General features: G+C 54.8%; 42 protein-coding genes and 1 pseudogene. 7 read left to right on the plus strand and 36 right to left on the minus strand.

Going from position 1 to position 25,976, the window contains the following annotated elements; translation table 11 throughout:
* The first annotated feature begins 290 nt into the window (after positions 1-290).
* A complete protein-coding gene (locus tag EIEH_RS02185) occupies positions 291-845 on the plus strand; it encodes a gamma carbonic anhydrase family protein (RefSeq protein ID WP_015872748.1) in 555 nt (184 codons plus the stop codon).
* Here the strand turns inward: EIEH_RS02185 and EIEH_RS02190 are convergent.
* The 6 genes from EIEH_RS02190 to dprA are packed head-to-tail and all read right to left on the minus strand — an operon-like array spanning position 809 to position 4,638.
* Positions 809-1,090: a DUF1488 family protein gene (locus tag EIEH_RS02190; RefSeq protein WP_015872749.1), complete on the minus strand. Its 282-nt coding sequence runs from the start codon at positions 1,088-1,090 to the stop codon at positions 809-811. The genes EIEH_RS02185 and EIEH_RS02190 overlap by 37 nt on opposite strands.
* Complete coding sequence (gene aroE / locus EIEH_RS02195) at positions 1,087-1,902, minus strand: shikimate dehydrogenase (RefSeq protein ID WP_015872750.1); 816 nt, start codon at positions 1,900-1,902, stop codon at positions 1,087-1,089. Before aroE ends, EIEH_RS02190 begins: the two co-directional genes overlap by 4 nt.
* A 3-nt stretch (positions 1,903-1,905) precedes the next feature.
* Complete coding sequence (tsaC, locus tag EIEH_RS02200) at positions 1,906-2,475, minus strand: L-threonylcarbamoyladenylate synthase type 1 TsaC (protein ID WP_015872751.1); 570 nt, start codon at positions 2,473-2,475, stop codon at positions 1,906-1,908.
* Positions 2,476-2,485: 10 nt separating this feature from the next.
* Positions 2,486-3,046 carry a DNA topoisomerase family protein gene (locus EIEH_RS02205; protein WP_015872752.1) on the minus strand — a complete coding sequence of 187 codons (561 nt, stop codon included), beginning with the start codon at positions 3,044-3,046 and terminating at the stop codon, positions 2,486-2,488.
* Between the two features lie 37 nt (positions 3,047-3,083).
* A complete protein-coding gene (locus EIEH_RS02210; RefSeq protein ID WP_015462408.1) occupies positions 3,084-3,554 on the minus strand; it encodes a DUF494 family protein in 471 nt (156 codons plus the stop codon).
* On the minus strand, positions 3,526-4,638 hold the full coding sequence (gene dprA / locus EIEH_RS02215) for a DNA-processing protein DprA (RefSeq protein WP_015872753.1): 1,113 nt from the start codon (positions 4,636-4,638) through the stop codon (positions 3,526-3,528). Before dprA ends, EIEH_RS02210 begins: the two co-directional genes overlap by 29 nt.
* Before the next feature lie 122 nt (positions 4,639-4,760).
* Here dprA and def point away from each other — a divergent pair, with 122 nt between their 5' ends.
* From def to mscL, 6 genes and pseudogenes are all read left to right on the plus strand, one after another.
* Positions 4,761-5,276 carry a peptide deformylase gene (def, locus tag EIEH_RS02220; RefSeq protein WP_015872754.1) on the plus strand — a complete coding sequence of 172 codons (516 nt, stop codon included), beginning with the start codon at positions 4,761-4,763 and terminating at the stop codon, positions 5,274-5,276.
* A 19-nt stretch (positions 5,277-5,295) separates the two neighbouring features.
* Positions 5,296-6,243, plus strand: a complete 948-nt coding sequence (gene fmt / locus EIEH_RS02225; RefSeq protein ID WP_015872755.1) for a methionyl-tRNA formyltransferase — start codon at positions 5,296-5,298, stop codon at positions 6,241-6,243.
* A 141-nt stretch (positions 6,244-6,384) separates the two neighbouring features.
* A complete protein-coding gene (rsmB, locus tag EIEH_RS02230) occupies positions 6,385-7,677 on the plus strand; it encodes a 16S rRNA (cytosine(967)-C(5))-methyltransferase RsmB (protein WP_015872756.1) in 1,293 nt (430 codons plus the stop codon).
* A gap of 52 nt (positions 7,678-7,729) precedes the next feature.
* The gene (trkA, locus tag EIEH_RS02235) at positions 7,730-9,106 is read left to right on the plus strand and encodes a Trk system potassium transporter TrkA (RefSeq protein WP_015872757.1); all 1,377 of its coding nucleotides are present in this window, start codon (positions 7,730-7,732) and stop codon (positions 9,104-9,106) included.
* A gap of 8 nt (positions 9,107-9,114) precedes the next feature.
* On the plus strand, positions 9,115-10,560 hold the full coding sequence (locus tag EIEH_RS02240; protein WP_015872758.1) for a TrkH family potassium uptake protein: 1,446 nt from the start codon (positions 9,115-9,117) through the stop codon (positions 10,558-10,560).
* A gap of 81 nt (positions 10,561-10,641) precedes the next feature.
* Positions 10,642-11,055 (plus strand): annotated as a pseudogene (gene mscL / locus EIEH_RS02245) (large-conductance mechanosensitive channel protein MscL).
* A 36-nt stretch (positions 11,056-11,091) separates the two neighbouring features.
* Here mscL and zntR read toward each other — a convergent pair.
* The 30 genes from zntR to rpsJ all read right to left on the minus strand — a co-directional run bounded on the left by zntR (position 11,092) and on the right by rpsJ (position 25,682).
* Positions 11,092-11,553 (minus strand): Zn(2+)-responsive transcriptional regulator, encoded by a 462-nt coding sequence (gene zntR / locus EIEH_RS02250; RefSeq protein WP_015872761.1) that lies wholly within the window; start codon positions 11,551-11,553, stop codon positions 11,092-11,094.
* Between the two features lie 2 nt (positions 11,554-11,555).
* Positions 11,556-11,900 carry a DnaJ family domain-containing protein gene (locus EIEH_RS02255; protein WP_015872762.1) on the minus strand — a complete coding sequence of 115 codons (345 nt, stop codon included), beginning with the start codon at positions 11,898-11,900 and terminating at the stop codon, positions 11,556-11,558.
* Between the two features lie 120 nt (positions 11,901-12,020).
* Positions 12,021-12,407, minus strand: coding sequence for a 50S ribosomal protein L17 (gene rplQ / locus EIEH_RS02260; RefSeq protein WP_015872763.1), 387 nt, complete (start codon positions 12,405-12,407; stop codon positions 12,021-12,023).
* Between the two features lie 40 nt (positions 12,408-12,447).
* Positions 12,448-13,437, minus strand: a complete 990-nt coding sequence (locus tag EIEH_RS02265; RefSeq protein ID WP_005290354.1) for a DNA-directed RNA polymerase subunit alpha — start codon at positions 13,435-13,437, stop codon at positions 12,448-12,450.
* A 25-nt stretch (positions 13,438-13,462) separates the two neighbouring features.
* Complete coding sequence (rpsD, locus tag EIEH_RS02270) at positions 13,463-14,083, minus strand: 30S ribosomal protein S4 (RefSeq protein WP_005290355.1); 621 nt, start codon at positions 14,081-14,083, stop codon at positions 13,463-13,465.
* Between the two features lie 30 nt (positions 14,084-14,113).
* Positions 14,114-14,503 carry a 30S ribosomal protein S11 gene (rpsK, locus tag EIEH_RS02275; protein ID WP_002919257.1) on the minus strand — a complete coding sequence of 130 codons (390 nt, stop codon included), beginning with the start codon at positions 14,501-14,503 and terminating at the stop codon, positions 14,114-14,116.
* Positions 14,504-14,519: 16 nt separating this feature from the next.
* Entirely contained in the window at positions 14,520-14,876 is a 357-nt protein-coding gene (gene rpsM / locus EIEH_RS02280; protein WP_012850017.1) for a 30S ribosomal protein S13, read from the minus strand.
* Between the two features lie 146 nt (positions 14,877-15,022).
* Positions 15,023-15,139 carry a 50S ribosomal protein L36 gene (gene rpmJ / locus EIEH_RS17190; protein WP_008815462.1) on the minus strand — a complete coding sequence of 39 codons (117 nt, stop codon included), beginning with the start codon at positions 15,137-15,139 and terminating at the stop codon, positions 15,023-15,025.
* A 33-nt stretch (positions 15,140-15,172) separates the two neighbouring features.
* Positions 15,173-16,504, minus strand: a complete 1,332-nt coding sequence (secY, locus tag EIEH_RS02285; RefSeq protein WP_005290357.1) for a preprotein translocase subunit SecY — start codon at positions 16,502-16,504, stop codon at positions 15,173-15,175.
* Positions 16,505-16,511: 7 nt separating this feature from the next.
* A complete protein-coding gene (gene rplO, locus EIEH_RS02290; protein WP_005290360.1) occupies positions 16,512-16,946 on the minus strand; it encodes a 50S ribosomal protein L15 in 435 nt (144 codons plus the stop codon).
* A 3-nt stretch (positions 16,947-16,949) separates the two neighbouring features.
* The gene (gene rpmD / locus EIEH_RS02295; RefSeq protein ID WP_005290362.1) at positions 16,950-17,129 is read right to left on the minus strand and encodes a 50S ribosomal protein L30; all 180 of its coding nucleotides are present in this window, start codon (positions 17,127-17,129) and stop codon (positions 16,950-16,952) included.
* A 6-nt stretch (positions 17,130-17,135) separates the two neighbouring features.
* The gene (gene rpsE / locus EIEH_RS02300) at positions 17,136-17,636 is read right to left on the minus strand and encodes a 30S ribosomal protein S5 (protein WP_005290366.1); all 501 of its coding nucleotides are present in this window, start codon (positions 17,634-17,636) and stop codon (positions 17,136-17,138) included.
* A gap of 14 nt (positions 17,637-17,650) precedes the next feature.
* Entirely contained in the window at positions 17,651-18,004 is a 354-nt protein-coding gene (rplR, locus tag EIEH_RS02305; RefSeq protein WP_012850020.1) for a 50S ribosomal protein L18, read from the minus strand.
* Between the two features lie 9 nt (positions 18,005-18,013).
* On the minus strand, positions 18,014-18,547 hold the full coding sequence (gene rplF / locus EIEH_RS02310; RefSeq protein ID WP_012850021.1) for a 50S ribosomal protein L6: 534 nt from the start codon (positions 18,545-18,547) through the stop codon (positions 18,014-18,016).
* 12 nt (positions 18,548-18,559) lie between these two features.
* On the minus strand, positions 18,560-18,952 hold the full coding sequence (gene rpsH, locus EIEH_RS02315) for a 30S ribosomal protein S8 (RefSeq protein WP_005290373.1): 393 nt from the start codon (positions 18,950-18,952) through the stop codon (positions 18,560-18,562).
* 33 nt (positions 18,953-18,985) lie between these two features.
* Complete coding sequence (gene rpsN / locus EIEH_RS02320) at positions 18,986-19,291, minus strand: 30S ribosomal protein S14 (protein ID WP_015872764.1); 306 nt, start codon at positions 19,289-19,291, stop codon at positions 18,986-18,988.
* Between the two features lie 13 nt (positions 19,292-19,304).
* A complete protein-coding gene (rplE, locus tag EIEH_RS02325) occupies positions 19,305-19,844 on the minus strand; it encodes a 50S ribosomal protein L5 (protein WP_012850024.1) in 540 nt (179 codons plus the stop codon).
* A 14-nt stretch (positions 19,845-19,858) separates the two neighbouring features.
* Positions 19,859-20,173, minus strand: a complete 315-nt coding sequence (gene rplX, locus EIEH_RS02330; protein ID WP_015872765.1) for a 50S ribosomal protein L24 — start codon at positions 20,171-20,173, stop codon at positions 19,859-19,861.
* A gap of 11 nt (positions 20,174-20,184) precedes the next feature.
* Positions 20,185-20,556 (minus strand): 50S ribosomal protein L14, encoded by a 372-nt coding sequence (gene rplN, locus EIEH_RS02335; protein WP_005290380.1) that lies wholly within the window; start codon positions 20,554-20,556, stop codon positions 20,185-20,187.
* 166 nt (positions 20,557-20,722) lie between these two features.
* Positions 20,723-20,977 carry a 30S ribosomal protein S17 gene (gene rpsQ, locus EIEH_RS02340; RefSeq protein ID WP_012850026.1) on the minus strand — a complete coding sequence of 85 codons (255 nt, stop codon included), beginning with the start codon at positions 20,975-20,977 and terminating at the stop codon, positions 20,723-20,725.
* The gene (rpmC, locus tag EIEH_RS02345; protein WP_005290385.1) at positions 20,977-21,168 is read right to left on the minus strand and encodes a 50S ribosomal protein L29; all 192 of its coding nucleotides are present in this window, start codon (positions 21,166-21,168) and stop codon (positions 20,977-20,979) included. Before rpmC ends, rpsQ begins: the two co-directional genes overlap by 1 nt.
* Positions 21,168-21,578, minus strand: a complete 411-nt coding sequence (gene rplP, locus EIEH_RS02350) for a 50S ribosomal protein L16 (RefSeq protein ID WP_005290387.1) — start codon at positions 21,576-21,578, stop codon at positions 21,168-21,170. The genes rpmC and rplP overlap by 1 nt, the downstream gene beginning before the upstream one ends.
* 12 nt (positions 21,579-21,590) lie before the next feature.
* Positions 21,591-22,292 (minus strand): 30S ribosomal protein S3, encoded by a 702-nt coding sequence (gene rpsC, locus EIEH_RS02355; RefSeq protein WP_005290389.1) that lies wholly within the window; start codon positions 22,290-22,292, stop codon positions 21,591-21,593.
* Between the two features lie 17 nt (positions 22,293-22,309).
* A complete protein-coding gene (gene rplV, locus EIEH_RS02360) occupies positions 22,310-22,642 on the minus strand; it encodes a 50S ribosomal protein L22 (RefSeq protein WP_012850028.1) in 333 nt (110 codons plus the stop codon).
* 14 nt (positions 22,643-22,656) lie between these two features.
* The gene (gene rpsS / locus EIEH_RS02365) at positions 22,657-22,935 is read right to left on the minus strand and encodes a 30S ribosomal protein S19 (protein WP_005290393.1); all 279 of its coding nucleotides are present in this window, start codon (positions 22,933-22,935) and stop codon (positions 22,657-22,659) included.
* A 14-nt stretch (positions 22,936-22,949) separates the two neighbouring features.
* Complete coding sequence (gene rplB / locus EIEH_RS02370; RefSeq protein ID WP_012850029.1) at positions 22,950-23,774, minus strand: 50S ribosomal protein L2; 825 nt, start codon at positions 23,772-23,774, stop codon at positions 22,950-22,952.
* 19 nt (positions 23,775-23,793) lie between these two features.
* The gene (gene rplW / locus EIEH_RS02375; RefSeq protein WP_005290397.1) at positions 23,794-24,096 is read right to left on the minus strand and encodes a 50S ribosomal protein L23; all 303 of its coding nucleotides are present in this window, start codon (positions 24,094-24,096) and stop codon (positions 23,794-23,796) included.
* Positions 24,093-24,698, minus strand: a complete 606-nt coding sequence (gene rplD / locus EIEH_RS02380) for a 50S ribosomal protein L4 (protein WP_012850030.1) — start codon at positions 24,696-24,698, stop codon at positions 24,093-24,095. The genes rplW and rplD overlap by 4 nt, the downstream gene beginning before the upstream one ends.
* Before the next feature lie 10 nt (positions 24,699-24,708).
* Positions 24,709-25,338: a 50S ribosomal protein L3 gene (rplC, locus tag EIEH_RS02385; protein ID WP_015872767.1), complete on the minus strand. Its 630-nt coding sequence runs from the start codon at positions 25,336-25,338 to the stop codon at positions 24,709-24,711.
* A gap of 32 nt (positions 25,339-25,370) precedes the next feature.
* The gene (gene rpsJ / locus EIEH_RS02390; RefSeq protein WP_001181005.1) at positions 25,371-25,682 is read right to left on the minus strand and encodes a 30S ribosomal protein S10; all 312 of its coding nucleotides are present in this window, start codon (positions 25,680-25,682) and stop codon (positions 25,371-25,373) included.
* Positions 25,683-25,976: the final 294 nt, after the last annotated feature.

The raw sequence follows: 25,976 nt of genomic DNA on the forward strand, positions 1-25,976 counted from the left end.
CCTCAGTGAGTGTCAACGTTTAATTTACCGTTTCTCTCTCACTCTCCCCGGCTCATCCTGTGATGTTGTTCACATGTGCCGTGTCGATGGAGGCGCATTATAGGGCCTGTTTTACCGGGCGCAACCGCTATTTTGCCCCAAATGAACCGAATGGCGCATTACACAGCAATTGAACTGCTTATACCTCATTACACACAGAGTTATCCACATATCGGCAGGCGTTATTGATTGAATTCCCCCACCGGCGCGCTAGTATCGCCAACATCTCTTCCATTTTTCAGGCGGTCACCATGTCTCTATCCGTACGTCCCTATCTCTCTTTTATGCCGACCTTAGGCGAACGCCTCTTTATAGATGCAACCGCAACCGTGATTGGACAGGTCACGCTGGGTGACGACGTCAGTATCTGGCCTCAGGTCGTGATCCGTGGCGATGTTAACTCTATTGTCATTGGCGAGCGCAGCAATATCCAAGACGGCAGCGTGATCCATGTAGGCAACCGTTCCACGTCAACCCAGGGTCACCCGACCATTGTCGGCAGCGACGTGACTGTTGGCCATAAGGTGATGCTGCACGGTTGCTGTATTGGCAATAGGGTTCTGATCGGTATGGGCGCCATCGTTTTGGATGGTGTACAGATAGAAGATGAGGTCATTCTGGGCGCGGGAAGTCTGGTTCCTCCGGGAAAAGGGCTGGAGAGCGGCTTTTTATATCTGGGCAGCCCGGCTCGCCAAATCCGGCCACTGACGACGCAGGAGCGGGCAGGGCTGCGCCAGTCGGCCGACAACTACGTTAACTGGAAGAACGACTATCTCTCACAGGCGGAAATCCACACCCAGCCCTGATCGTCATACGCGTCATCGATAATTTCTCGCTCGGCATACTCCTCCAGCTGCCAGCGCAGGGCCTGAAACAGCGTCAGCGGCGCCTGATGCCCCTCCTCCGCACCTACGCGGGCGGCCAAGACCTGCAGATCCGCCTGCCGAATAGCACAGGTGACCTGAAAACCGTTGACCATCGCCGGAAAGGTGATGGTCGATGACGGCGCCTGCCACTGCTCCAGTTCGGGAAAGAGGATCGACTGATTCATCCCACCGGCTCCTGGCGTAGCTGTATCAGCACCGGCGCTATCTGCGGCATGATGCCATGCCACAGCGAGAAGGCGTGTGCCGCCTGCGCCACCAGCATGCCGAAGCCATCAGCCAAGCGTACCGCGCCCTGCTGCTGAACCCAGGCCAGAAACGGCGTCGCCCCCGCACGATAAAACATGTCATAACAGGCGCAATCCGGGCGAATGATCGAGCGCGGCAGCGGTGGTAGCTCACCCTGCAGCCCTGAGGCGGTCGCGTTAATAATGAGATCGAAAGTGTGGGTGCCAAGCGCGTCATAGGGTAATGCCTCAATCGCCCCCTGTGCCTGGAATGCAGCGGCCAGCGCCTGTGCCCGGGCATGGGTTCTATTAGCCAGCGCGATCCGGCACCCCTGTTCCAGCAGCGGTAGGATCACGCCGCGAGCGGCCCCACCGGCGCCCAGCAGCAAAACCCGACTCGCATCACCGATCATCGCTAGCCGATGTAAATCACTGACCAGCCCAACCCCGTCCGTGTTATCCCCCAGCAGACGAGCGTTTTGCCAATGCAGCGTATTCACCGCGCCGGCCAGACGGGCCCGCGGCGTCAAGACATCCGCCATCTGCCAAGCCTGCTCTTTAAAGGGAGTCGTGACGTTAGCGCCCCGCCCGCCCTGCTGAAAAAAGGCCATGGCAAAGGCGGGGAAATCATCCAGCGGCGCCAGCATCGCCTCATAGCTGAGCGCAATGCCGGTTTGTTGAGCAAAGAGCCGATGGATACGCGGCGACTGGCTGTGCTTTATCGGGTGACCAAAAACGGCAAATTGCTGCATCGCTTACCCCTGACGTAACAGTTCACCGCTCAGTGCATCGCGGATTTCTGATGGGTTTTGGCGCCCGCCAACCGGCGCATCCAGCACTGGAAAAGCCGAGCCAAACTGTTGACGCACCTCGGCGGCCGTACGGCAGGGGGGCAGCCCGCTGAGGTTGGCACTGGTCGAAACCAAAGGTTTGCCGTAGGAGCGGCATAGCTGCTGAACCTGCGGATGCGCGCTGACTCGCACGGCCAGCGTGCTAAAGCGTCCGGTCAGCCAGCGCGGCGTATCCGCCCGGGCAGGCATTACCCAGGTCACCGGCCCAGGCCAGTGGGAGAAAACGGCAGCGCGGCGCTCCCCCTGCAACGCCTCGTCGCAGACATAAGGCAATAGCTGCTGATAATCAGCCGCAATAAGAATCAGCCCTTTGTCCCATGGGCGCTGCTTAAGACCCAATAGCGCCTGCACCGCAGGCTCGCTGTCCGGATCGCACCCTAGGCCGAAGACCGCCTCCGTGGGATAGGCAATAACACGCTGCTGGCGCAGGGCCGCCACTGCGGCGGCCAATGAGTCACTCAGTTCTTTATCCATAGCTTCTTTATTATTGATCTGTCGGGATACCGTCAGGCGGCTCTACCACTTTCCCGCACAGCTTGCTGGCGCAATAGCGACGCACGCCGCCTGCGCTTTTCTTTTCCACCAAGAGCGGGTAGTGGCAATGTGGACAGACACCGGCGACGGGTTTCAAACTCACGCTGAACTGACAGTCTGGGTAGCGCTCACAGGCATAGAATATTTTACCGTAGCGCGAGCGGCGCTGCAGCAGGTTACCCTTGCCACACTGGGGACACGCTAACTGCATCTCATCCGGCTTATCGATAGCCTCAGTATGTTCACACTGAGGATAACCGTGGCACCCGATAAACATACCGTAGCGCCCCTGACGCAGCACCAGCACATCGCCACACAGCGGACATCGCTGTCCCTCAAGCACCTTAACAATATGTCCGTCGGCCGACTTCAGCGCACGGATATACTGGCAGGCAGGATAGCGGGAACAGCCCAGAAAAGGGCCATGCTTACCGCTGCGGATCACCAGTTCGGCGCCGCACTCGGGGCATGGCTCACTTTTCTTGGCACCAAATAATGGGCCTTGCGTCATAATCTTATTTCTTTCAATAAACGAACTGGCCCCCCGCTCAATGCAGGTAGCCTTCATGAACCTCAAAAAGCAGCTCTTCCATCTGCCGGTAGGTGTGCTCATGTCCCGGCGCGTTAAACAGCACCATCAGCACCACCCACTTCAGATCGTCCAGCTCAAACTGCTCGATCTCCAGCGCCATCACCCGATCGATAACCATCTCACGGATCTCCGGCGTCAATAGCTGAATCTGCTCCAAGAACAGCAGGAATCCACGGCACTCACTGTCCAAGCAGGCCATTTCATCCGCGGTGTAGAGGCGCAACGCATGCGGATCGTCCACCGGCAGAACTACATCACCCTCTTCCTGCATCATCGCCAGCTTTTCCAGCCAGTTCAGCGCCCGAAAGATATCCCCACGTTCAAAGCCCGCGCTGGTCAAATCGTCAGTTAGCTTATCCTGATCGATGTGCATCCCGGCCGTCGTGTGGATATAGGTCTCAAACAGATACATGAGTACATCGAACATGGCCAGCCCTCTTCACACGGACATAGCCGCCGGACACTACCTTAATCCATCCTGCTAACTCCAGTTCGAGCAGGGCTACTGCTACGTCTGGCACAGATCGACCGATGCGTTCGGCGACAGCGTCAACGGTTGTCACCTCATCCCCTACGTTAGCCAACACCTCGGCAAATGGCAATTGAGCATCGTCTTCACCGGCAGAAATATTCCCTTCTGTGAGCGGTGCCAACCAATGCAGCGAGCTGTTCAGCTGCTCAAGGATATCCGCCGGCGCCGCAATAAGAGACGCGCCCTGCTGGATCAGCCAATGGCACCCTGCACTCTGCGGGCTGTCTAGCGAGCCGGGAATGGCGAACACCTCCCGCCCCTGATCCAATGCCAGCCGCGCCGTGATCAACGAGCCGCTGCGCAGCGTCGCCTCGACCACCAGCACCCCCAGACTCAACCCACTGATGATACGGTTACGCTGCGGGAAATAGGCGGGGCGTGCCTCTGTCCCTGGAAAAAACTCGGACACCAGCGCGCCGTCCGCCTCTAGAATGGCCTGCGCCAGCCAGCGGTGCGTCCGCGGCGCCACGCAGTCCGGCCCACTGCCCAGCACCGCGATGGTCTTTCCCTGCGCCGACAGTGCGCCGCGGTGCGCCAGCCCGTCGATCCCCAGCGCGAGGCCGCTGACGATCGTCAATCCGCTCGCCGCCAGCACGCGGGCAAAAAACTGCGCCTGACTATCGCCATAGCGGCTGGGCGCACGACTGCCGACAATGGCCAGCGCCGCCGTTGACAGCAGGCGGGGATCGCCACAAACAAACAGCAGCGCAGGGGCGCCAGCGATCTGGCGCAGGCGATCGGGGTAGGTACTGTCGGCCAGTGTCAGCATCACCCCTCGACCGCCATCCAACCACGCCATCGCCTCAACGATACCCGTGGCGCCATGAAACTGCCGCTGCTGTGCAGAGGTCAGCCCGCCGGACGCCATCCCCTGTGCCGATACGCCCTGCTGCGCCAATATCCGCGCCGCGTTAACAATGCGGGGCGCCCCCAGCCCGCGAACCTGCGCGAGACGCAGCCAGATTTCGAGACCCTCCATTGCGCTCCCGCGGCTATCGGCCGATGTGTTCAATAGGTGAACAATACTGTCAATCAGGGGGAGAACTGTCTAGAATAGGAGTGAAAATCATTCCCTAGCTCAGAGGACGTTTAAAGAGATTTATGGCGGTATTGCAGGTATTACATTTCCCCGATGAGCGGCTTCGCACTATTGCTAAGCCGGTACACGAAGTTACGCCCGAAATCCAGCGTATTGTAGACGATATGTTCGAGACCATGTACGCGGAAGAGGGCATTGGCCTCGCCGCGACGCAGGTGGACATTCATCAGCGTATTATCGTCATTGACGTGTCAGAGAATCGCGATCAGCGCCTGGTATTGATCAACCCGGAGCTGCTGCAGCATGACGGGGAGGCCGGTATCGAAGAAGGATGTCTCTCCGTTCCTGAACAGCGGGCGCTGGTGACCCGCGCTGAAAACATCAAAGTGCGCGCCTTGGATCGCGACGGCAAGTCCTTTGAGCTGGAGACCGACGGTCTGCTGGCAATCTGCATTCAGCACGAGATGGATCACCTGATGGGTAAGCTGTTTATTGACTATCTGTCACCGCTGAAACGTCAGCGCATCCGTCAAAAGCTGGAAAAGCTGTATAAGCAACAGGCCCGCGCCGTTAACTAACCCAAGGCAGGATACTCCCGTGTCTCATTCGCTTCGTATCATTTTTGCGGGTACGCCCGATTTTGCCGCCCGCCATCTTGAGGCGCTCCTGGCCTCGGATCATCAGATCGTCGGCGTCTTTACCCAGCCAGATCGGCCGTCAGGACGCGGTAACAAGCTGACGCCGAGTCCGGTCAAGGCCCTGGCGCTTCAGCATGATCTGCCGGTCTTTCAGCCGGCCTCTCTGCGCCCAGAGGAAAATCAGCGCCTGGTCGCCTCGCTGCAGGCCGATGTCATGGTCGTGGTCGCCTATGGGCTGATCCTGCCCCAGGCAGTGCTGGATATGCCGCGCCTGGGCTGTGTTAACGTACACGGCTCTCTGCTGCCGCGCTGGCGCGGCGCGGCGCCAATCCAGCGGGCACTATGGGCGGGCGATAGCGAAACCGGCGTCACCATTATGCAGATGGACGCCGGGCTGGATACCGGTGATATGCTTCTGAAGCTGTCTTGCCTCATCACCCAGGACGACACCAGCGCCACACTGTACGATAAGCTGTCCGCGCTGGGTCCCCAAGGGTTGCTAACGACACTGGCTCAACTCGCCGATGGCCGTGCCCAGGCACAGCAACAGGACGATGCACTCGCCTGCTACGCCGAGAAGCTGAGCAAGGAGGAGGCACGCCTAGATTGGCAACTCCCTGCCGAGCAGTTAGCGCGTTGTGTCCGAGCCTTCAACCCTTGGCCTGTCAGCTTCTTCATGCTGGAAGGACAACCGGTGAAGGTCTGGGGGGCAAACGTCCTTCATCAAGAGAGCGACGCACAGCCAGGCACGATCGTCGGGGCCGATAAGCAAGGGATCGCCGTCGCGACGGCCCAGGGTATCCTGTTGTTAACTCAGCTGCAGCCTGCCGGTAAGAAAAGCATGGCCGCCCGTGATCTGCTCAACTCACGCAAAGAGAGTTTCCTCGCGGGAACCCTCCTCGACTAAGCATCCTTAGCCCGGTGAACGCCGGGCTACCTCGCTAAAGCGCCCTCCGACGCGGCGTGTCCAATGCGCCATTTCTGCCCCAATCCGTGATAAACTCCAGGCCATATTCGACTTAACTTGCAGCGACGGTCTCTTGCATCCATGAAAACTACGTCCTATAACCTGCGCGCTATCGCCGCCCGCACGCTGAGTGCTGTCCTCGATCAGGGACAATCTCTGAGTAGTGTCCTGCCCAGCGCCGCCCAATCGCTCAGCGAAAAAGATCGCGCCCTGTTACAGGAGCTATGCTTCGGCACCTTACGCGTATTGCCGCAGCTGGAGTGGATCCTACAACAGTTGATGGCCAAGGTACTGACCGGCAAACAACGTACGCTTCATTACCTGCTGATGGTTGGCCTGTATCAACTCGTGTATACCCGTATCCCACCCCATGCCGCCCTGGCCGAAACGGTCGATGGGGCAACCGCCCTCAAACGGCCGCAGCTCAAGGGGCTGATCAATGGCGTGCTGCGCCAGTTCCAGCGCCAACAAGAGGCTCTACTGCTTCAGTCTCAGCAACATGCTAGCCACTGGTTACACCCCTCATGGTTGCTCAAGCGTCTGCAACACGCCTACCCGGAGCAATGGCCTGCGATTGTCGAGGCCAATAACCAGCGTCCACCGATGTGGTTGCGTGTTAATCGCCGCCATCATACCCGCGACGCCTACCTCACTCTGTTACAGCAGGCTGGCATTGAAGCGGTGGCACATGACTACTTCCCCGATGCCATCCGTCTACTGGTGGCACAGCCGGTAACACGCCTACCGGGATTCGAACACGGATGGGTCACGGTGCAGGATGCCAGCGCACAGCACAGCGTGGATCTGCTCGATCCGCAGGATAGCGAGCAGATCCTCGATCTGTGCTGCGCGCCGGGCGGCAAAACCACCCATATCCTGGAGGCGGCGCCTAAGGCCCACGTATTGGCTGTTGACGTCGATGAAACCCGCCTCAAGCGGGTGCGCGAAAACCTGCAGCGGCTACAGCAGCATGCCGAGATCCGCTGCGGCGATGGGCGTACCCCTGACGAGTGGGCCAGCGGTCGGCAGTTCGACCGGATTCTCTTGGACGCCCCCTGTTCAGCGACCGGCGTCATTCGCCGCCATCCGGACATTAAATGGCTGCGCCGCGACAGCGATATCACCGAGCTGGCCGCGCTGCAGCGCGAGATCATTGATGCCGTCTGGCCTTTTTTGAAATCCGGCGGCGTGATGGTCTACGCCACCTGCTCCATTCTGCCGCAGGAAAACCAGGAGCAGATCCTCACCTTCCTGTCGCGCCACCCGGATGCGCGCCTGAGCGACACCGGCGATATACAGCGGCCCGGCCTTCAGTTTTTGCCGCGGCCCGACGCGGGCGACGGCTTCTTTTACACTAAGCTGATAAAAGCGTAATCCGCAGGCCGCCCGCCAGGCGGTCGGCGCTCGCCAAGCAGAGAACAGCATCATGAAAATTATCATTTTAGGTGCCGGCCAGGTGGGGGGTACCCTAGCGGAAAACCTGGTAGGTGAGAATAACGATATCACCATCGTCGACACCAACAGCGATCGTCTGCGTCAACTACAAGATAAGTTCGATCTGCGCGTCGTGCAGGGCTATGGTTCCCATCCGCGGGTACTACGTGAAGCCGGTGCGGACGACGCCGATATGCTGGTCGCCGTGACCAGCTCGGACGAAACCAACATGATCGCCTGCCAGGTCGCCTATTCCCTGTTCAGCACCCCAAACCGGATCGCCCGCATCCGCTCGACCGAATATATCCGCGAACACGAGCGGTTGTTCAACCCAGAGGCGGTTCCCATCGATCACCTGATTGCACCCGAACAGCTGGTCACCGACTATGTCTACCGGCTAATCGAATATCCCGGGGCGCTGCAGGTGGTGAACTTTGCCGGGGGTAAGGTCAGCCTGGTGGCGGTCAAAGCCTATTACGGCGGGCCGTTGGTGGGCAATGCCCTGACCTCGCTGAAGGAGCATATGCCGCATATCGATACGCGCGTGGCGGCGATCTTCCGTCAGGATCGGCCGATCCGTCCGCAGGGGTCCACGGTGATCGAGGCCGGCGACGAGGTTTTCTTTGTCGCGGCATCGCATAACATCCGGGCGGTAATGAGTGAGCTGCAACGGCTGGAGAAACCCTATAAACGTATCATGATCGTCGGCGGCGGCAACGTCGGCGCCGGGCTGGCCCAGCGACTGGAGAAAGACTACAGTGTCAAGCTGATTGAGCATAACGCCCAGCGCGCGGCCGAGCTGGCCGAGAAGTTGCATGACACCATCGTCTTTTACGGCGATGCCTCCGATCAGGAGTTGCTGACTGAAGAGCACATCGACCAGGTGGATGTTTTCATCGCCCTAACCAACGATGATGAGGCCAATATTATGTCGGCCATGCTAGCCAAGCGCCTCGGCGCCAAAAAGGTGATGGTGCTGATTCAGCGCAGCGCCTACGTCGATCTGGTACAGGGCAGCGTCATCGATATCGCCATCTCACCGCAGCAGGCCACCATTTCCGCTCTGCTCGGCCATGTGCGCAAGGCGGATATCGTTAGCGTCTCCTCCCTGCGACGCGGCGTGGCGGAGGCGATTGAAGCCATCGCGCACGGCGACGAAAGCACCTCGAAGGTGGTCGGACGGCGAGTAGAGGAGATTAAGCTGCCGCCAGGCACCACCATCGGTGCCATCGTACGGGGGGACGACGTGCTGATTGCCAGCCGTGAGTCCAAAATTGAACAGGGAGATCACGTGATCATGTTCCTGACGGACAAGAAATTTATATCCGACGTGGAGCGCCTGTTTCAGCCAAGTCCTTTCTTTTTGTAACTACAGCTATGCTCAACTATCGCTCCGTGCTGTACATCCTTGGGATGATGCTATCCAAAGTGGCGCTGCTGATGTACGTGCCGCTGCTGTATGCCCTGCTCACTGGCACCGGTGGGGTTTACGAATTTCTGCAGGCGGTGATCATCACCCACTTGATCGCCCTGTTTTTGATCGCCCAAGGTCGCAGCCAGAAATTCTACCTGCGTATCCGCGATATGTTTCTGACCACGACCCTGGCGTGGCTGACGGCCTGCTGCTTCGGCGCGCTGCCCTTTGTGTTCATCAAACATATCACCTTTACTGATGCCTTCTTTGAAACCATGTCTGGGCTGACCACCACCGGCTCTTCGGTGCTGTCCAATCTGAACCAGATGGAACCCAGCGTCTTACTGTGGCGCTCACTGCTGCAGTGGATGGGCGGCGTCGGGTTTATCGTGATGGCGGTCGCCATTCTGCCGTTTCTGGACGTCGGCGGTATGCGCCTGTTCCATACCGAATCCTCAGACTGGTCAGAAAAATCCTCGCCGCGGATGAAAGACGTCGCCAAAAGCATCATGGCGGTCTATGCGGTGCTGACGTTCCTCTGCTACCTCGGCTATCGCTACGCAGGGATGAGCAACTTCGATGCGGTCAACCATGCCTTCGCAACCATCTCTACCGGCGGATTTTCAACCAATGATAAATCCATGGCCGCGTACTCCGTGCTGGCGCAGTGGAACGCAATCCTATTTATGTTCCTCGGATCTCTGCCATTTCTGCTGTTCGTACAGGCGCTGCGTCAGCGCAGTCTCAGAACCCTGATGCGCGACCAGCAATTGGTCGGTTTCAGTCGCTTCGTACTGGTTGTCGGACTGATCCTCACGCTGTGGCTATGGCATAAACACATCTTTGATTTTGAAGATAGCCTGCGCATCGCATTTTTCAATTTGATCAATATCCTGTCGACCACAGGCTACTCTCTGGGTAATTTCGATCAGTGGACGCCATTCACCACGGTACTGTTTGCCTCTTTGATGCTGTTGGGGGGCTGCTCCGGCTCTACTGCCGGCGGGATCAAGATGTTCCGAGTGCAGATTGGTTTCGAAAGCCTGCATATTGAGGTGCGCAAACTGATCCACCCGAATGCCGTTTTTCCACGTCGCTATAACAACCGTCCTATCACCAACGAAGTTAGCCGCTCGGTGATCGCCTTTATGATGGCGTTTATTGCGATCACTATGTTGATTGCCGCCATCCTCGGGCTGTGCGGTGTTGATGCTCTTTCTTCGATCACCGGTGCCATGAGCGCGATGGCCAACGTCGGCCCAGGAATGGGGCCTCTCATCGGTCCCAGCGGCAACTTCGCTCCGCTACCCGACGTTGCCAAGTGGGCTCTGTCGCTCGGCATGCTGCTTGGGCGACTCGAGGTCATGACCATGCTGGTGCTGTTCTTCCCCAGTTTCTGGCGACACTGAAGCATCTTGATGCTCGTCTTCTAGCAAAGGGGCGGCAAGTGATTACACTTGCAGTATGAATAATGTGGTTTGGCGATAGTTATGAGGCTACTTAAAGAGTTTCGTGAGTTTGCCATGTGCGGTAAGGTCGTGGATATGGCCTTCGGGGTTATCATCGCTGCCGTATTCGGTAAAATCGTATCCCCGCGGAGCGGGGATGTGATCATGCCGCTGCTCAGGCTATTGATCGGTGGCACCGGCTTTAAACAGTTTCACTGAGTGATGCGCAAGGCGATCGGCAGCACCCCAGCCTTGGTAGCCAACTATGGTCAGTTCATACAGGCTATCTTTGACTTTATCATCGTCACATTCGCCATTTTTATGGCGATCAAGCCGATAAACAAACTGCGGCGCCAAAAGACGGCAGAAACGCCGCCGGCACCCAGCGCAGAAGCGGTACTGCTAACGGAAATCCGTGAATTGCTTAAGGCACAGCTGAAAGACAAATACACCTGACATACCGGCGACAGGCTCTTCTGCCGTCCTCCCTGCTTAGCTATCCGACTGCGGAGTAAAGTGACCACGCAAATCCACGCGGGGTAAAAACGCCTCTGCCCCCGCCTCCAGCGCCTCCAGGATAGAGCAGTAGGCGCTGCTGTGCGCCGTGCCACAGCAGGCATCACTCAAGCGCTGCAGGGAGTCTCGCATATACTCCAGCTCTTGCAGCTTACTCTCCACCTCGCGCAGGCGCCGATCGACGATAGACTTCGACTCCTGACACGTATGGTGAGCTGGATCGACCCGGATAGAGAGCAGCTCCCGAATGGCCTCCAACGATAGCCCTAGACGTTTAGCATAACGAATAAAGCGCAGGCGCTGCAAATCAGTGTCGCCGTATAGACGATAACCGCCCTCGGTACGCACCTCGTGAACCATCATCTGCTGCTTTTCATAATAGCGGATAGTATCCGGCGTTACGCCGGCCAGCTTCGCCAGTTGACCGATACGGTACATGGCTACTCTCCCGTTGGTATCAACTGCCGCCGCTGCGGCTCGCCGTAGATACCGCGCAAAAAAGTGATATCTATGCTGACCTGCTGCAGGTTCAGCTCCAGCAGTGTCAGTCGTTTACTCAGCACACGATAGTCGGGATGATCGCCGTCGATCTCCTGTAGCATATCCAGCAACGACGGCTGGCAGCCCGCATTCTTGAGCAGAAGAATGTCGGATCGCAGCCCGGCAGGAATACGGCTATCATCGTCCAGGATCAGCGGTCTTCCCTCGCCAGGCAGCGCAAAGAGCTCACCGCGTGCCTGAGCGGCGGCGATATGGCGTTCAGGCCAGTCATCAATAATCGACATAGTGATTCCGGTTAGGTATCTGTATGCAGGGTAAAGCCAGACGGTGGGAAAATAAAGCGGGGCGGAATTCAGACAATAAAAAAACCGGGCCAAGGCCCGGCTTTCCTATGCATTAGCAGATTACTCTGCTGCAGCTTCTGCTTCAGATGCAGAACGATCAACCAGCTCGATGTAAGCCATCGGCGCGTTGTCGCCTGCACGGAAGCCACACTTCAGAATGCGAGTGTAGCCACCGGCACGGCTCGCGAAGCGCGGGCCCAGCTCGTTAAACAGTTTTGCCACGATCTCGTTATCACGAGTACGGGCGAATGCCAGACGACGGTTAGCAACGCTGTCGGTCTTGGCAAGAGTAATCAGCGGCTCAACCACGCGACGCAGCTCTTTCGCTTTCGGCAGGGTCGTCTTGATGATCTCATGACGAACCAGAGAACCGGCCATGTTGCGGAACATAGCCTGGCGATGGCTGCTGTTGCGGTTCAGTTGACGACCACTCTTACGATGGCGCATGACCTTATCCTTCTCAGTAAAACCTTAACCTGTGATCCAGTTACTCGTCAGCGATACTTGCCGGCGGCCAATTTTCCAGGCGCATGCCCAGAGAGAGGCCGCGAGAGGCCAGCACGTCTTTAATCTCAGTAAGAGATTTTTTACCCAGGTTCGGCGTTTTCAGCAACTCAACCTCGGTACGCTGTACCAGATCACCGATGTAGTGGATAGCTTCTGCCTTCAGGCAGTTCGCAGAGCGGACAGTCAATTCCAGATCGTCAACAGGGCGCAGCAGGATCGGATCGAACTCTGGCTTCTCTTCTTTCACTTCCGGCTGACGTACATCACGCAGGTCAACGAAAGCTTCAAGTTGTTCAGCCAGGATAGTTGCCGCACGGCGAATTGACTCTTCCGGGTCAATGGTACCGTTGGTTTCCATCTCGATGACCAGCTTGTCCAAGTCGGTACGCTGTTCAACGCGCGCTGCTTCAACATTGTAGGCAATACGCTCTACAGGGCTGTAGCAGGCGTCGACCAACAGACGGCCGATCGGGCGCTCATCTTCTTCCGAATGAATTCGGGCAGATGCCGGCACATAACCACGACCACGCTGAACTTTGATACGCATATTAATAGATGCGTTTTCATCAGTCAGATGACAGATTACATGGTGCGGCTTGACGATTTCGACATCACCATCATGGGTAATGTCGGCTGCAGTCACAGGGCCAATGCCAGATTTATTCAGGGTAAGAATTACTTCATCTTTGCCTTGAACTTTCACCGCCAGCCCTTTCAGGTTGAGCAGGATTTCCAGGATATCTTCCTGTACGCCTTCTTTGGTGCTGTACTCGTGCAGTACACCATCAATCTCAACCTCGGTCACCGCGCAACCCGGCATAGATGAAAGCAGAATACGGCGCAGTGCGTTACCAAGAGTATGGCCAAAGCCACGCTCTAACGGCTCAAGGGTCACCTTGGCGTGCGTCGAACTCAGTTGCTCGATATCTACCAGGCGCGGTTTTAGAAACTCTGTCACAGAACCCTGCATTGTGTCCTCTCTTTGGTACTAAGCTTTACTTGGAGTAAAGCTCGACGATCAGGTGTTCGTTAATGTCCGCAGACAGGTCGGAACGTTCAGGCTGACGCTTGAACACACCTTCCATTTTAGCAGCATCAACTTCCAGCCAAGTCGGCTTTTCACGCTGCTCAGCCAGCTCCAGAGCGGCTTTAACGCGAGACTGCTTCTTCGCTTTCTCACGGACGCTGACTACGTCATTCGGAGATACCTGATAAGAAGCGATGTTAACAACGCGCCCGTTTACTACGATAGCCTTATGGCTAACCAGCTGACGTGCTTCTGCGCGGGTAGCGCCAAAGCCCATGCGGTAAACAACGTTGTCCAGACGACCTTCCAGCAGAGCCAACAGGTTTTCACCGGTGTTGCCTTTCAGACGTGCTGCTTCTTTATAGTAGTTACGGAACTGACGCTCCAAGACGCCGTAGATACGACGAACTTTTTGCTTCTCACGCAACTGAACACCGTAGTCAGACAGACGCGGCTTGCGCGCACCGTGCTGGCCTGGTGCCTGTTCAATTTTACACTTGGAATCGATCGCGCGTACACCTGACTTCAGGAACAGGTCGGTGCCCTCACGACGGCTCAGCTTGAGCTTAGGACCCAAATATCTTGCCATTTTCTTTCTCCAACTATCCGAGAAACGACGTTATACGCGACGTTTCTTCGGCGGACGACAACCGTTATGAGGGATCGGAGTCACATCAGTGATGTTCGTGATGCGGAAACCGGCCGCGTTCAGTGCGCGGATGGTAGATTCGCGACCCGGACCCGGTCCTTTAACCATAACTTCCAGATTCTTGATACCGTACTCTTTTACAGCTTCAGCGCAGCGCTCTGCTGCAACCTGAGCGGCAAACGGAGTGGACTTACGAGAACCACGGAAACCGGAACCACCGGCTGTTGCCCAACCCAGTGCGTTACCCTGACGATCAGTAATGGTAACGATGGTGTTGTTGAAAGAAGCATGGATGTGAGCCACACCGTCAGATACTTGCTTTCTTACGCGCTTACGTGCACGAATTGGTGCTTTTGCCATTGTTCAATCACCCCGACTATTTCTTGATCGGTTTACGCGGACCCTTGCGGGTACGTGCGTTGGTCTTAGTACGCTGACCGCGAACCGGCAGACCACGACGATGACGCAAACCACGATAGCAACCAATGTCCATCAGACGCTTGATGCTCAGGGTAACTTCACGACGCAGATCGCCTTCTACGGTGTATTTGGCGACTTCGTCACGCAGCGTTTCGATTTGCTCTTCAGACAGCTCACTGATCTTAACATTTTCAGCAATGCCCGCAGCGGCGCAGATAGCCTGTGAACGGGTTTTGCCGATGCCGAAGATCGCGGTCAGCGCGATCACGGTATGCTTTTGATCAGGAATGTTAATGCCTGCTATACGGGCCACTATGCACTCCTAGATTAATATACGACGACACTACTCTGAAAAGCCCGTTTTCAGGATACTCAAATGGTGCCGTTGCAACAAACAAAAGATTGGCTGGCTAATCTAGCCAGCTCAACCCAACTTTGCAAGAAAAATATGCGAGATAATCAGCCTTGACGCTGTTTATGCTTCGGTTCTACGCTGCAAATCACACGCACAACACCGTTGCGCTTAACGATTTTGCAGTTACGGCATAATTTCTTGACGGAAGCACGAACTTTCATTTTACTCTCCGTAACTTCTCAAACTCACCTGGATTAGCGGTTATAGCCTTTCAGGTTCGCTTTCTTCAATGCAGACTCGTACTGACTAGACATCATCAGAGTTTGCACTTGAGCCATAAAGTCCATGATGACAACTACTACGATGAGTAGTGAGGTACCACCGAAATAGAATGGTACTTTCATCGCATCACGCATGAACTCCGGGATCAGGCAGATAAATGTAATGTACAGCGCACCAACCAGAGTCAGACGGGTCATTACCTTATCGATGTACTTCGCCGTTTGCTCTCCCGGACGAATTCCTGGTACAAATGCACCGGACTTCTTCAGGTTATCCGCTGTTTCACGCGGGTTGAAAACCAACGCCGTGTAAAAGAAACAGAAGAAGATGATTGCAGACGCATAGAGTAACACATAAAGCGGTTGCCCAGGCTGCAAATACAGCGAAATTGTAGTCAGCCAGTTCCAACCTGTACCGCCCCCAAACCAAGATGCGATCGTGGCCGGGAACAGAATGATGCTGGAAGCGAAGATTGCCGGGATAACCCCTGCCATATTCACTTTCAACGGCAAATGTGTGCTCTGTGCTGCGTAAACACGACGACCTTGCTGACGTTTGGCATAGTTAACGACGATACGACGCTGACCACGCTCCACGAAAACAACGAAGAAGGTTACTGCGAATACTAAAACTGCAACCAACAGCAACAGAAGGAAGTGCAGGTCGCCCTGCCGCGCTTGCTCGATGGTATGGCCAATCGCCGGCGGAAGACCCGCCACAATCCCTGCGAAGATAATGATTGAGATACCGTTACCGATACCACGTTCAGTAATCTGTTCGCCCAGCCACATCAGGAACATCGTTCCGGTAACCAAGCTCACAACCGCAGTGAAGTAGAAAGCAAAGCCCGGATTAATCACCAGGCCCTGCATTCCAGGCATATTCGGCAAACCGGTAGCAATACCGATCGACTGAAATATGGCCAGCACCAGCGTACCGTAACGAGTGTACTGACTAATCTTGCGACGGCCAGCCTCCCCTTCTTTCTTTATTTCCGCCAGGGTGGGATGAACCACCGTCAGCAACTGGATAATGATCGACGCCGAAATATACGGCATGATCCCCAGAGCAAAGATAGAAGCACGGCTCAGAGCACCACCAGAGAACATATTAAACATGTCGATGATGGTGCCCTGCTGTTGCTCGAGCAGTTTGGCAAGTACAGCGGCATCAATACCAGGGATCGGAATAAAAGAGCCAATACGGAAAACAATCAGCGCCCCAATAACAAACAACAGTCTGCGCTTGAGCTCGCCCAGTCCACCCTTGGCACTTTGAAAATCTAATCCCGGTTGTTTAGCCATCTGCTACTTATTCCTCGATTTTACCGCCAGCAGCTTCAATCGCAGCACGTGCGCCTTTGGACACACGCAGACCGCGCAGGGTTACTGCACGATTGATTTCACCAGACAGCATAACTTTGGCGAATTCGATCTGCGGACCAATAACGTTAGCCGCTTTCAGCACGTTCAGGTCGATAACGTCGCCTTCGATCAGCGCGATCTCAGACAGACGAATTTCAGCAGTCACCATCGCTTTACGAGAGGTGAAGCCAAACTTCGGCAGACGACGGTACAGCGGCATCTGGCCACCTTCGAAACCGCGACGTACGCCACCGCCAGAACGAGACTTCTGACCTTTGTGACCACGGCCGCCGGTTTTACCCAGGCCAGAACCGATACCACGACCCAGACGCTTGGAAGCGTGCTTGGAGCCTTCGGCCGGAGACAGAGTATTCAAACGCATCTGTTACTCCTCAACTTTAACCATGTAGGAAACCGCGTTGATCATACCACGAACGGCAGGAGTATCCTCACGCTCTACGGTGTGACCGATGCGACGCAGACCCAGGCCAAGCAGCGTTGCCTTATGTTTCGGCAGACGGCCGATCGCACTGCGGGTTTGAGTAATTTTGATAGTCTTTGCCATGGTCTATTACCCCAGAATTTCTTCAACGGATTTACCACGCTTGGCAGCGACCATTTCCGGAGATTTCATACTTTCCAGACCGTCGATAGTTGCACGAACCACGTTAATCGGGTTGGTGGAACCATATGCTTTAGCCAGAACGTTACGAACTCCAGCGACTTCCAGGACGGCGCGCATTGCACCACCGGCGATGATACCGGTACCTTCAGAAGCCGGCTGCATGAACACACGAGAACCCGTGTGAGCGCCCTTAACCGGGTGCTGCAGGGTGCCGCTGTTTAGCGCGACGTTGATCATGTTACGACGGGCTTTCTCCATCGCTTTCTGGATCGCTGCCGGAACTTCACGGGCTTTGCCGTAGCCAAAACCGACGCGACCGTTGCCATCACCCACTACAGTCAGTGCGGTGAAGCTAAAAATACGGCCACCTTTAACAGTCTTAGATACGCGATTTACCGCGATCAGCTTTTCCTGCAGTTCGCCAGCTTGTTTTTCGATGTGCGACATCTTACACCTCTACCTTAGAACTGAAGGCCAGCTTCACGGGCAGCATCTGCCAGTGCCTGGACACGACCATGATATTGGAAACCAGAGCGGTCGAAGGACACGTCCTTGACGCCTTTTTCCAGCGCGCGTTCAGCGATAGCTTTACCTACAGCTGCTGCGGCTTCTTTGTTCCCAGTGTATTTCAGTTGTTCACTGATTGCTTTTTCTACGGTAGAAGCGGCAACCAGGACTTCAGAACCATTCGGGGCAATAACCTGTGCGTAGATGTGACGCGGGGTACGATGTACCACCAGGCGAGTTGCACCCAGCTCTTTGAGCTTGCGGCGTGCGCGGGTCGCACGACGGATACGAGCAGATTTCTTATCCATAGTGTTACCTTACTTCTTCTTAGCCTCTTTGGTACGCACGACTTCGTCGGCGTAACGGACACCTTTGCCTTTGTACGGCTCAGGACGACGGTAAGCGCGCAGATCCGCTGCAACCTGACCGATCAGCTGCTTATCAGCGCCTTTCAGCACGATTTCAGTCTGAGACGGACATTCAGCAGTGATGCCTGCCGGCAGCTCATGGTCAACAGGGTGAGAGAAGCCCAGGGCCAGATTCACCACGTTGCCTTTAACTGCTGCACGATAACCAACACCTACCAGCTGCAGCTTCTTAGTGAAGCCTTCGGTAACACCGATAACCATTGAGTTCAGCAGTGCACGCGCGGTACCCGCCTGGGCCCAGCCGTCCACGAAGCCGTCGCGCGGACCAAAGGTCAGTGCGTTATCAGCATGCTTAATTTCAACAGCGTCGTTGATAGTACGAGTCAGCTCGCCGTTTTTACCCTTGATCGAAATAACCTGACCGTTGAGTTTTACCTCTACGCCGGCAGGAATGACGACGGGTGCTTTTGCAACACGAGACATTCTTTCCTCCGATTACGCTACGTAGCAGATAATCTCGCCACCCAGGCCAGCTTGGCGGGCAGCACGATCAGTCATGACACCTTTAGAGGTAGAAACAACTGCGATACCCAGACCGGCCATAACTTTCGGCAGCTCATCTTTTTTCTTATAGATGCGCAGACCAGGGCGGCTGATACGCTGAATGCTTTCTACTACCGGCTTGCCCTGGAAGTACTTCAGTACCAGTTCCAGAACAGGCTTGGCGTCGCCTTCGATTTTGAAATCTTCAATAAAACCTTCTTCCTTCAGCACGTTGGCAATTGCCACTTTCAGCTTGGAGGAAGGCATGGTGACCGCAACTTTGTTCGCGGCCTGACCGTTACGGATACGGGTCAGCATATCCGCGATCGGATCTTGCATGCTCATCTGTCTTTACTCCCGTGATTCAATTGGTGACAATTACCAGCTAGCCTTTTTCAGACCCGGAATTTCACCGCGCATAGCGGCTTCACGGACCTTGATACGGCTCAACCCGAACTTACGCAGGAAAGCGTGCGGACGGCCAGTTTGGCGGCAGCGATTACGCTGACGGCTCGGGCTGGAATCACGCGGCAGAGTCTGCAGCTTAAGTACCGCATTCCAACGATCTTCGTCGGATACGTTGACATCAGAGATGATCGCTTTCAGTTCAACGCGTTTGGCAAAGAACTTATCAGCTAATTTCACGCGCTTGACTTCGCGTGCTTTCATGGATTGCTTAGCCATTAGTAACCCTACCTTACTTGCGGAACGGGAAGTTAAAAGCAGTCAGCAGCGCACGGCCTTCTTCGTCAGATTTCGCAGTAGTGGTAATGGTGATGTCCAAACCACGAACGCGATCGACTTTGTCATAGTCGATTTCTGGGAAGATAATCTGCTCACGTACGCCCATGCTGTAGTTACCACGGCCGTCGAAAGACTTCGCGGACAGGCCACGGAAGTCACGAATACGCGGTACAGCAATAGAGATCAGACGCTCAAAGAACTCCCACATGCGTTCGCCACGCAGAGTTACTTTACAGCCGATCGGATAGCCCTGACGGATTTTGAAGCCTGCAACAGATTTGCGTGCTTTGGTGATCAGCGGTTTTTGACCGGAGATTGCTGTCAGGTCAGCTGCTGCGTTATCCAGCAGTTTCTTGTCAGCGATCGCTTCACCAACACCCATGTTCAGGGTGATCTTCTCGACCCGAGGGACTTGCATGACAGAATTGTAGTTAAACTCAGTCATGAGCTTTTTAACTACTTCGTCTTTGTAGTAATCATGCAGTTTCGCCATCGTACTACTCCAAATTACTTGATAGTTTCGCCATTGGACTTGAAGAAACGGACTTTTTTACCGTCTTCAAACCGAAAGCCTACACGGTCCGCTTTACTGGTCGCCGCATTGAAGATTGCAACGTTGGAAACCTGAATAGCGGCTTCTTTTTCAACGATGCCACCCGGTTGATTCAGGGCCGGAACCGGCTTCTGATGTTTCTTAACCAGGTTGATGCCTTCAACGACAACTTTACCAGAAGACAGGACGTTTTTTACTTTACCGCGCTTACCTTTATCTTTGCCGGTCAGCACGATTACTTCGTCATCACGACGGATTTTCGCTGCCATGGATTCGCTCCTTAGAGTACTTCTGGTGCCAGAGAGATGATTTTCATGAACTTTTCAGAACGCAGTTCACGTGTCACCGGCCCAAAAATACGCGTACCGATCGGCTGCTCACTGTTGTTGTTCAACAGTACACAAGCATTGCCGTCAAAGCGAACGACAGATCCGTCAGGGCGACGTACACCCTTCTTGGTGCGCACCACTACCGCCTTCAGCACATCACCTTTTTTGACCTTACCACGCGGAATTGCTTCCTTGATGGTGATCTTGATGATATCGCCGATGCCTGCGTAGCGACGGTGCGAGCCACCCAGAACCTTGATACACATTACGCGACGCGCGCCGGAGTTATCGGCGACGTTCAGCATAGTCTGTTCTTGGATCATTTCAGTGCTCCGCTAATGTCAACTACTACTTCGAGACCCAGTGTGGGCCGTTAAAAATCCCCATAATTGAGGGCGCAGCATTATAACACTGCTTCCAGAATATGGGTAGAAAAAATAAACGGCTCAAAATCTGAGCCGTTTATCATTGCTGAGAGAGTGTACTGTATTACAGAACAGCTTTCTCTACAACGCGAACCAGCGTCCAGGATTTGGTCTTGGACAGCGGACGGCATTCGCGGATTTCAACCACGTCACCGATACCGCATTCGTTGTTCTCGTCATGTACGTGCAGTTTGGTCGTACGCTTGATGAATTTACCGTAGATCGGGTGCTTCACCATGCGCTCGATAGCAACAACCATGGATTTCTCCATTTTGTTGCTAACTACGCGACCTTGCAGAGTACGGATTTTATCGGTCATTACGCACCCGCCTTCTCGTTCAGTAAAGTCTTTACACGTGCGATATTACGACGCACTTGCTTCAACAGGTGAGACTGTTGCAGCTGGCCGCCCGCCGCCTGCATGCGCAGATTAAACTCTTCGCGCAGCAGATTCAGCAGCTCGGTGTTCAGCTCTTCAACACTCTTCTCACGCAGCTCGTTTGCTTTCATTACATCACCGTCTTAGTTACAAAGGTGGTTTTGATAGGCAGTTTCGCTGCTGCCAGTTTGAAGGCCTCACGGGCCAGCTCTTCAGGCACACCGTCCATTTCGTACAGGACTTTACCCGGCTGAATCAGGGCTACCCAGTACTCAACGTTACCTTTACCTTTACCCATACGAACGGCCAGCGGTTTTTCCGTGATCGGCTTGTCCGGGAACACGCGGATCCAGATTTTACCCTGACGCTTAACAGCACGGGTCATAGCACGACGTGCTGCTTCGATTTGGCGGGCAGTCAAACGGCCACGGCCAACAGCTTTCAGACCGAAAGTGCCGAAGCTAACATCCGTACCCTGCGCCAGACCGCGGTTACGGCCTTTATGCACTTTACGGAATTTTGTACGCTTAGGTTGTAACATCAGCGACTCTCCTTACTTGCGGCCTTTACGCTGCTGCTTCTTAGGCTGAGCAGCCGGTTTTTCCGGTTGTTCAACAGCAGCCATACCACCCAGGATCTCACCTTTGAAGATCCATACCTTAACGCCGATTACACCATAAGTGGTGTGCGCTTCAGAGGTGTTGTAGTCGATGTCCGCACGCAGCGTGTGCAGCGGAACACGACCTTCACGGTACCATTCGGTACGCGCGATCTCAGCACCGCCCAGGCGGCCGCTGACTTCAACTTTGATACCTTTAGCGCCCAGACGCATAGCGTTCTGTACAGCACGCTTCATAGCACGACGGAACATAACGCGACGTTCCAGCTGTGAAGTGATGCTGTCAGCCACCAGCTTGGCATCCAGTTCCGGTTTACGCACTTCGGCGATGTTAATCTGTGCCGGTACGCCTGCAATCTCTGCAACGCCCTTGCGCAGTTTTTCTACGTCTTCGCCTTTCTTACCGATAACGATACCCGGGCGAGCGGTGTGAATGGTCACACGGATGCTCTTCGCCGGACGCTCGATAACGATGCGAGAAACAGACGCTTTTTCCAGCTCTTTGTTCAGGAACTGACGAACTTTAAAGTCGCTGTCCAGGTTGTCAGCGAATTCTTTAGTATTCGCATACCAGGTAGAGTTCCAAGGCTTCACAATACCCAGGCGAATACCATTAGGATGTACTTTCTGACCCATTGCTAGTCTCCAGAGTCTCAGCGATCGGACACAACCACAGTAATGTGGCTGGTGCGCTTCAGGATACGATCAGCGCGACCTTTTGCACGCGGCATGATGCGCTTCATGGTCGGGCCTTCGTCGACGAAGATCTTGGATACTTTCAGATCATCGATGTCAGCGCCATCGTTGTGTTCTGCGTTAGCAATGGCAGATTCCAGAACCTTTTTGACCAGTACAGCCGCTTTCTTGTTGGTGTAGGTCAGAACTTCCAGAGCCTGTGACACTTTCTTACCGCGGATCAGGTCAGCCACCAGGCGAACCTTCTGAGCAGAAGAGCGAGCATGGCAATGCTTAGCAATAGTTTCCATCTCTTCCTCCTACCTTATTTCTTTTTGGCTTTTTTATCAGCCGCATGGCCGCGATAAGTACGAGTCGGCGCGAATTCACCCAGTTTGTGGCCGACCATTTCATCGACGACAAATACCGGAACGTGCTGACGACCATTATGGACAGCGATGGTCAAACCGATCATGTTTGGAAAGACCGTTGAACGACGGGACCAAGTCTTAAGTGGCTTTTTGTCTCCGCTTTCCACCGCTTTCTCTACCTTCTTCAGCAAGTGCAGGTCAATAAAAGGACCTTTCTTGAGAGAACGTGGCATGGTTTATCCTCTAATTATTTTTTACTACGGCGACGTACGATGAATTTATCAGTACGCTTATTGCTGCGGGTCTTCTTACCTTTGGTCTGAACGCCCCACGGGGTTACCGGGTGCTTACCAAAGTTACGACCTTCACCACCACCGTGCGGGTGGTCTACCGGGTTCATCGCAGTACCGCGAACGGTCGGACGAACACCACGCCAGCGTGCAGCACCTGCTTTACCCAGAACGCGCAGCATATGCTCAGCGTTACCGACTTCGCCCAGAGTGGCGCGGCAGTCAGCCGGGATTTTACGCATTTCGCCAGAACGTAGACGCAGGGTGACATAGGCACCATCGCGTGCAACGATCTGAACGTAAGCACCAGCGGAACGCGCCAGCTGGCCGCCTTTACCCGGCTTCATTTCTACGTTATGAACGGTAGAACCAACCGGGATATTGCGCATCGGCAGGGTGTTACCCGCTTTGATTGCAGCATCAACGCCAGACTGAATCTGATCGCCAGCTTTCAGGCCTTTCGCCGCCAGGATATAACGGCGTTCGCCGTCTTTGTACAGAACCAGCGCGATATTCGCGGAACGGTTCGGATCGTACTCCAGACGCTCAACAACAGCCGGGATACCGTCTTTATTGCGTTTGAAGTCAATCAGACGATACTGCTGTTTGTGACCACCACCGATATGACGGGTGGTAATGCGGCCGTTGTTGTTACGACCACCGGTCTTGCTGTTTTTCTCCAGCAGCGGGGCGAACGGTTTGCCCTTGTGCAGCTCAGGGTTAACCACTTTAACAACGTGGCGACGACCCGGAGATGTCGGTTTACATTTAACAATTGCCATTGTTCGCTACTCCTCCGACTTACTCTGCGCCGCCGATGAAGTCCAGATTCTGGCCTTCTTTCAGGGTGACGTAAGCTTTTTTCCAGTCGCTACGACGACCGATACGCTGACCGTGACGCTTCACTTTCCCTTTAACAACCAGGGTGCGAACGGTGTCAACTTCAACTTCGAACAGTTTCTTAACTGCGGCTTTGATTTCTGCTTTGGTTGCATCTGTAGCAACTTTGAGAACGATGGTGTTGTTCTTTTCCATCGCCATAGACGCTTTTTCAGAAACGTGCGGCGCGCGCAGTACTTTCAGCAGACGTTCTTCACGGATCATGCCAGCATCTCCTCAACTTGCTTAACAGCATCAGCAGTCATCACCACTTTGTCGAAGGCGATCAGGCTAACCGGGTCGATGCCTGCTACGTCGCGTACATCAACCTTAAACAGGTTGCGAGCGGCCAGGAACAGGTTCTCGTCGACTTCGCTGGTTACAATCAGCACATCGTCCAGCGCCATGTCTTTCAGTTTCTGTGCCAGCAGCTTGGTTTTCGGCGCTTCAACAGAGAACTTCTCGACGACGATCAGACGATCTTGACGTACCAGTTCGGACAGGATGCTTTTCAGCGCGCCGCGGTACATCTTTTTGTTAACTTTTTGACTGTGATCCTGCGGACGAGCAGCGAAGGTCACGCCACCAGAGCGCCAGATCGGACTCTTGATAGAGCCAGAACGCGCACGGCCGGTGCCTTTCTGGCGCCATGGTTTTTTACCAGAGCCAGTAACTTCAGCACGGGTCTTCTGAGCACGAGTACCCTGACGGGCACCGGCTGCATAAGCCACAACAACCTGGTGAACCAGCGCTTCGTTGAAATCACGACCGAAGGTAGTTTCGGAAACAGTCAGCGCGCTTTGCGCGTCTTTCAATACTAATTCCATTGCTATCTCCTCACGCCTTCACAGCTGGTTTAACGATCAGGTCGCCACCGGTAGCACCCGGGACTGCACCTTTAACCAGCAGCAGGTTGCGCTCAGCGTCAACACGTACTACGTCCAGGCTCTGAACGGTTACACGCTCGTTACCCAGCTGACCTGCCATTTTCTTACCCTTGAACACTTTGCCCGGAGTCTGGTTCTGACCGATAGAACCCGGTACGCGGTGAGACAGGGAGTTACCGTGAGTAGCGTCCTGGGTACGGAAGTTCCAGCGCTTAACGGTGCCGGCGAAACCTTTACCTTTGGAGATACCGGTAACGTCTACTTTTTTAACGTCAGCGAAGATTTCTACGGAGATGTTCTGACCGATGGTGAACTCTTCACCTTCAGACAGACGGAATTCACGCAGAACGCGGCCGGCTTCAACGCCAGCTTTCGCGAAGTGACCCGCTTCAGGTTTGGTTACACGGTTAGCTTTTTTGCTACCAGTGGTAACCTGGATGGCGCGGTAGCCGTCGTTGTCCAGATCTTTGACCTGAGTAACGCGGTTTGCTTCGATTTCGATAACGGTTACAGGGATAGAAACGCCATCTTCAGTGAAGATGCGGGTCATACCCACTTTTTTCCCGACTAAACCAATCATTGTTTCAACCTCTCAATCGCTCAATGTCCTGATTAACCCAGGCTGATCTGCACGTCTACACCGGCAGCCAGATCCAGACGCATCAGAGCATCAACGGTTTTCTCGGTTGGCTCAACGATGTCAACCAGACGCTTGTGAGTGCGGATTTCGTACTGATCGCGCGCGTCTTTGTTAACGTGCGGAGAGATCAGAACGGTAAAGCGCTCTTTGCGGGTCGGCAGCGGGATCGGACCACGAACCTGCGCACCAGTGCGCTTGGCAGTCTCGACGATTTCCGCGGTTGATTGATCGATCAGACGATGATCAAATGCTTTCAGGCGGATACGGATTCTTTGGTTCTGCATGAGACCAGAGCTCCAATTATTTTATAAACGCAGAAAATTACTCCTCGCACCCATTTCGATTGACGGGGGAGTGTAATCGTTCATTTCATAACCCCCATATCGGGAGTATTGTTTGGCGGAACGCGCCGCCGCTGATCGAAATCAGGCTGTCAATATTAGGCAGCCCGCGCATTATACTTAGATCTGGCTAGGAAGCAAGGCCGGATGCAAAATAACCAGCGACAGGCGACAAAACGCCGTGAAAAAGGGCGCTGTAGCGCCCTTTTTCTGGTGTTATTGCTGGCTATCGATTAC

It is taken from the genome of Edwardsiella ictaluri ATCC 33202 (genome assembly GCF_000264785.1).
GTDB lineage: Bacteria > Pseudomonadota > Gammaproteobacteria > Enterobacterales > Enterobacteriaceae > Edwardsiella > Edwardsiella ictaluri.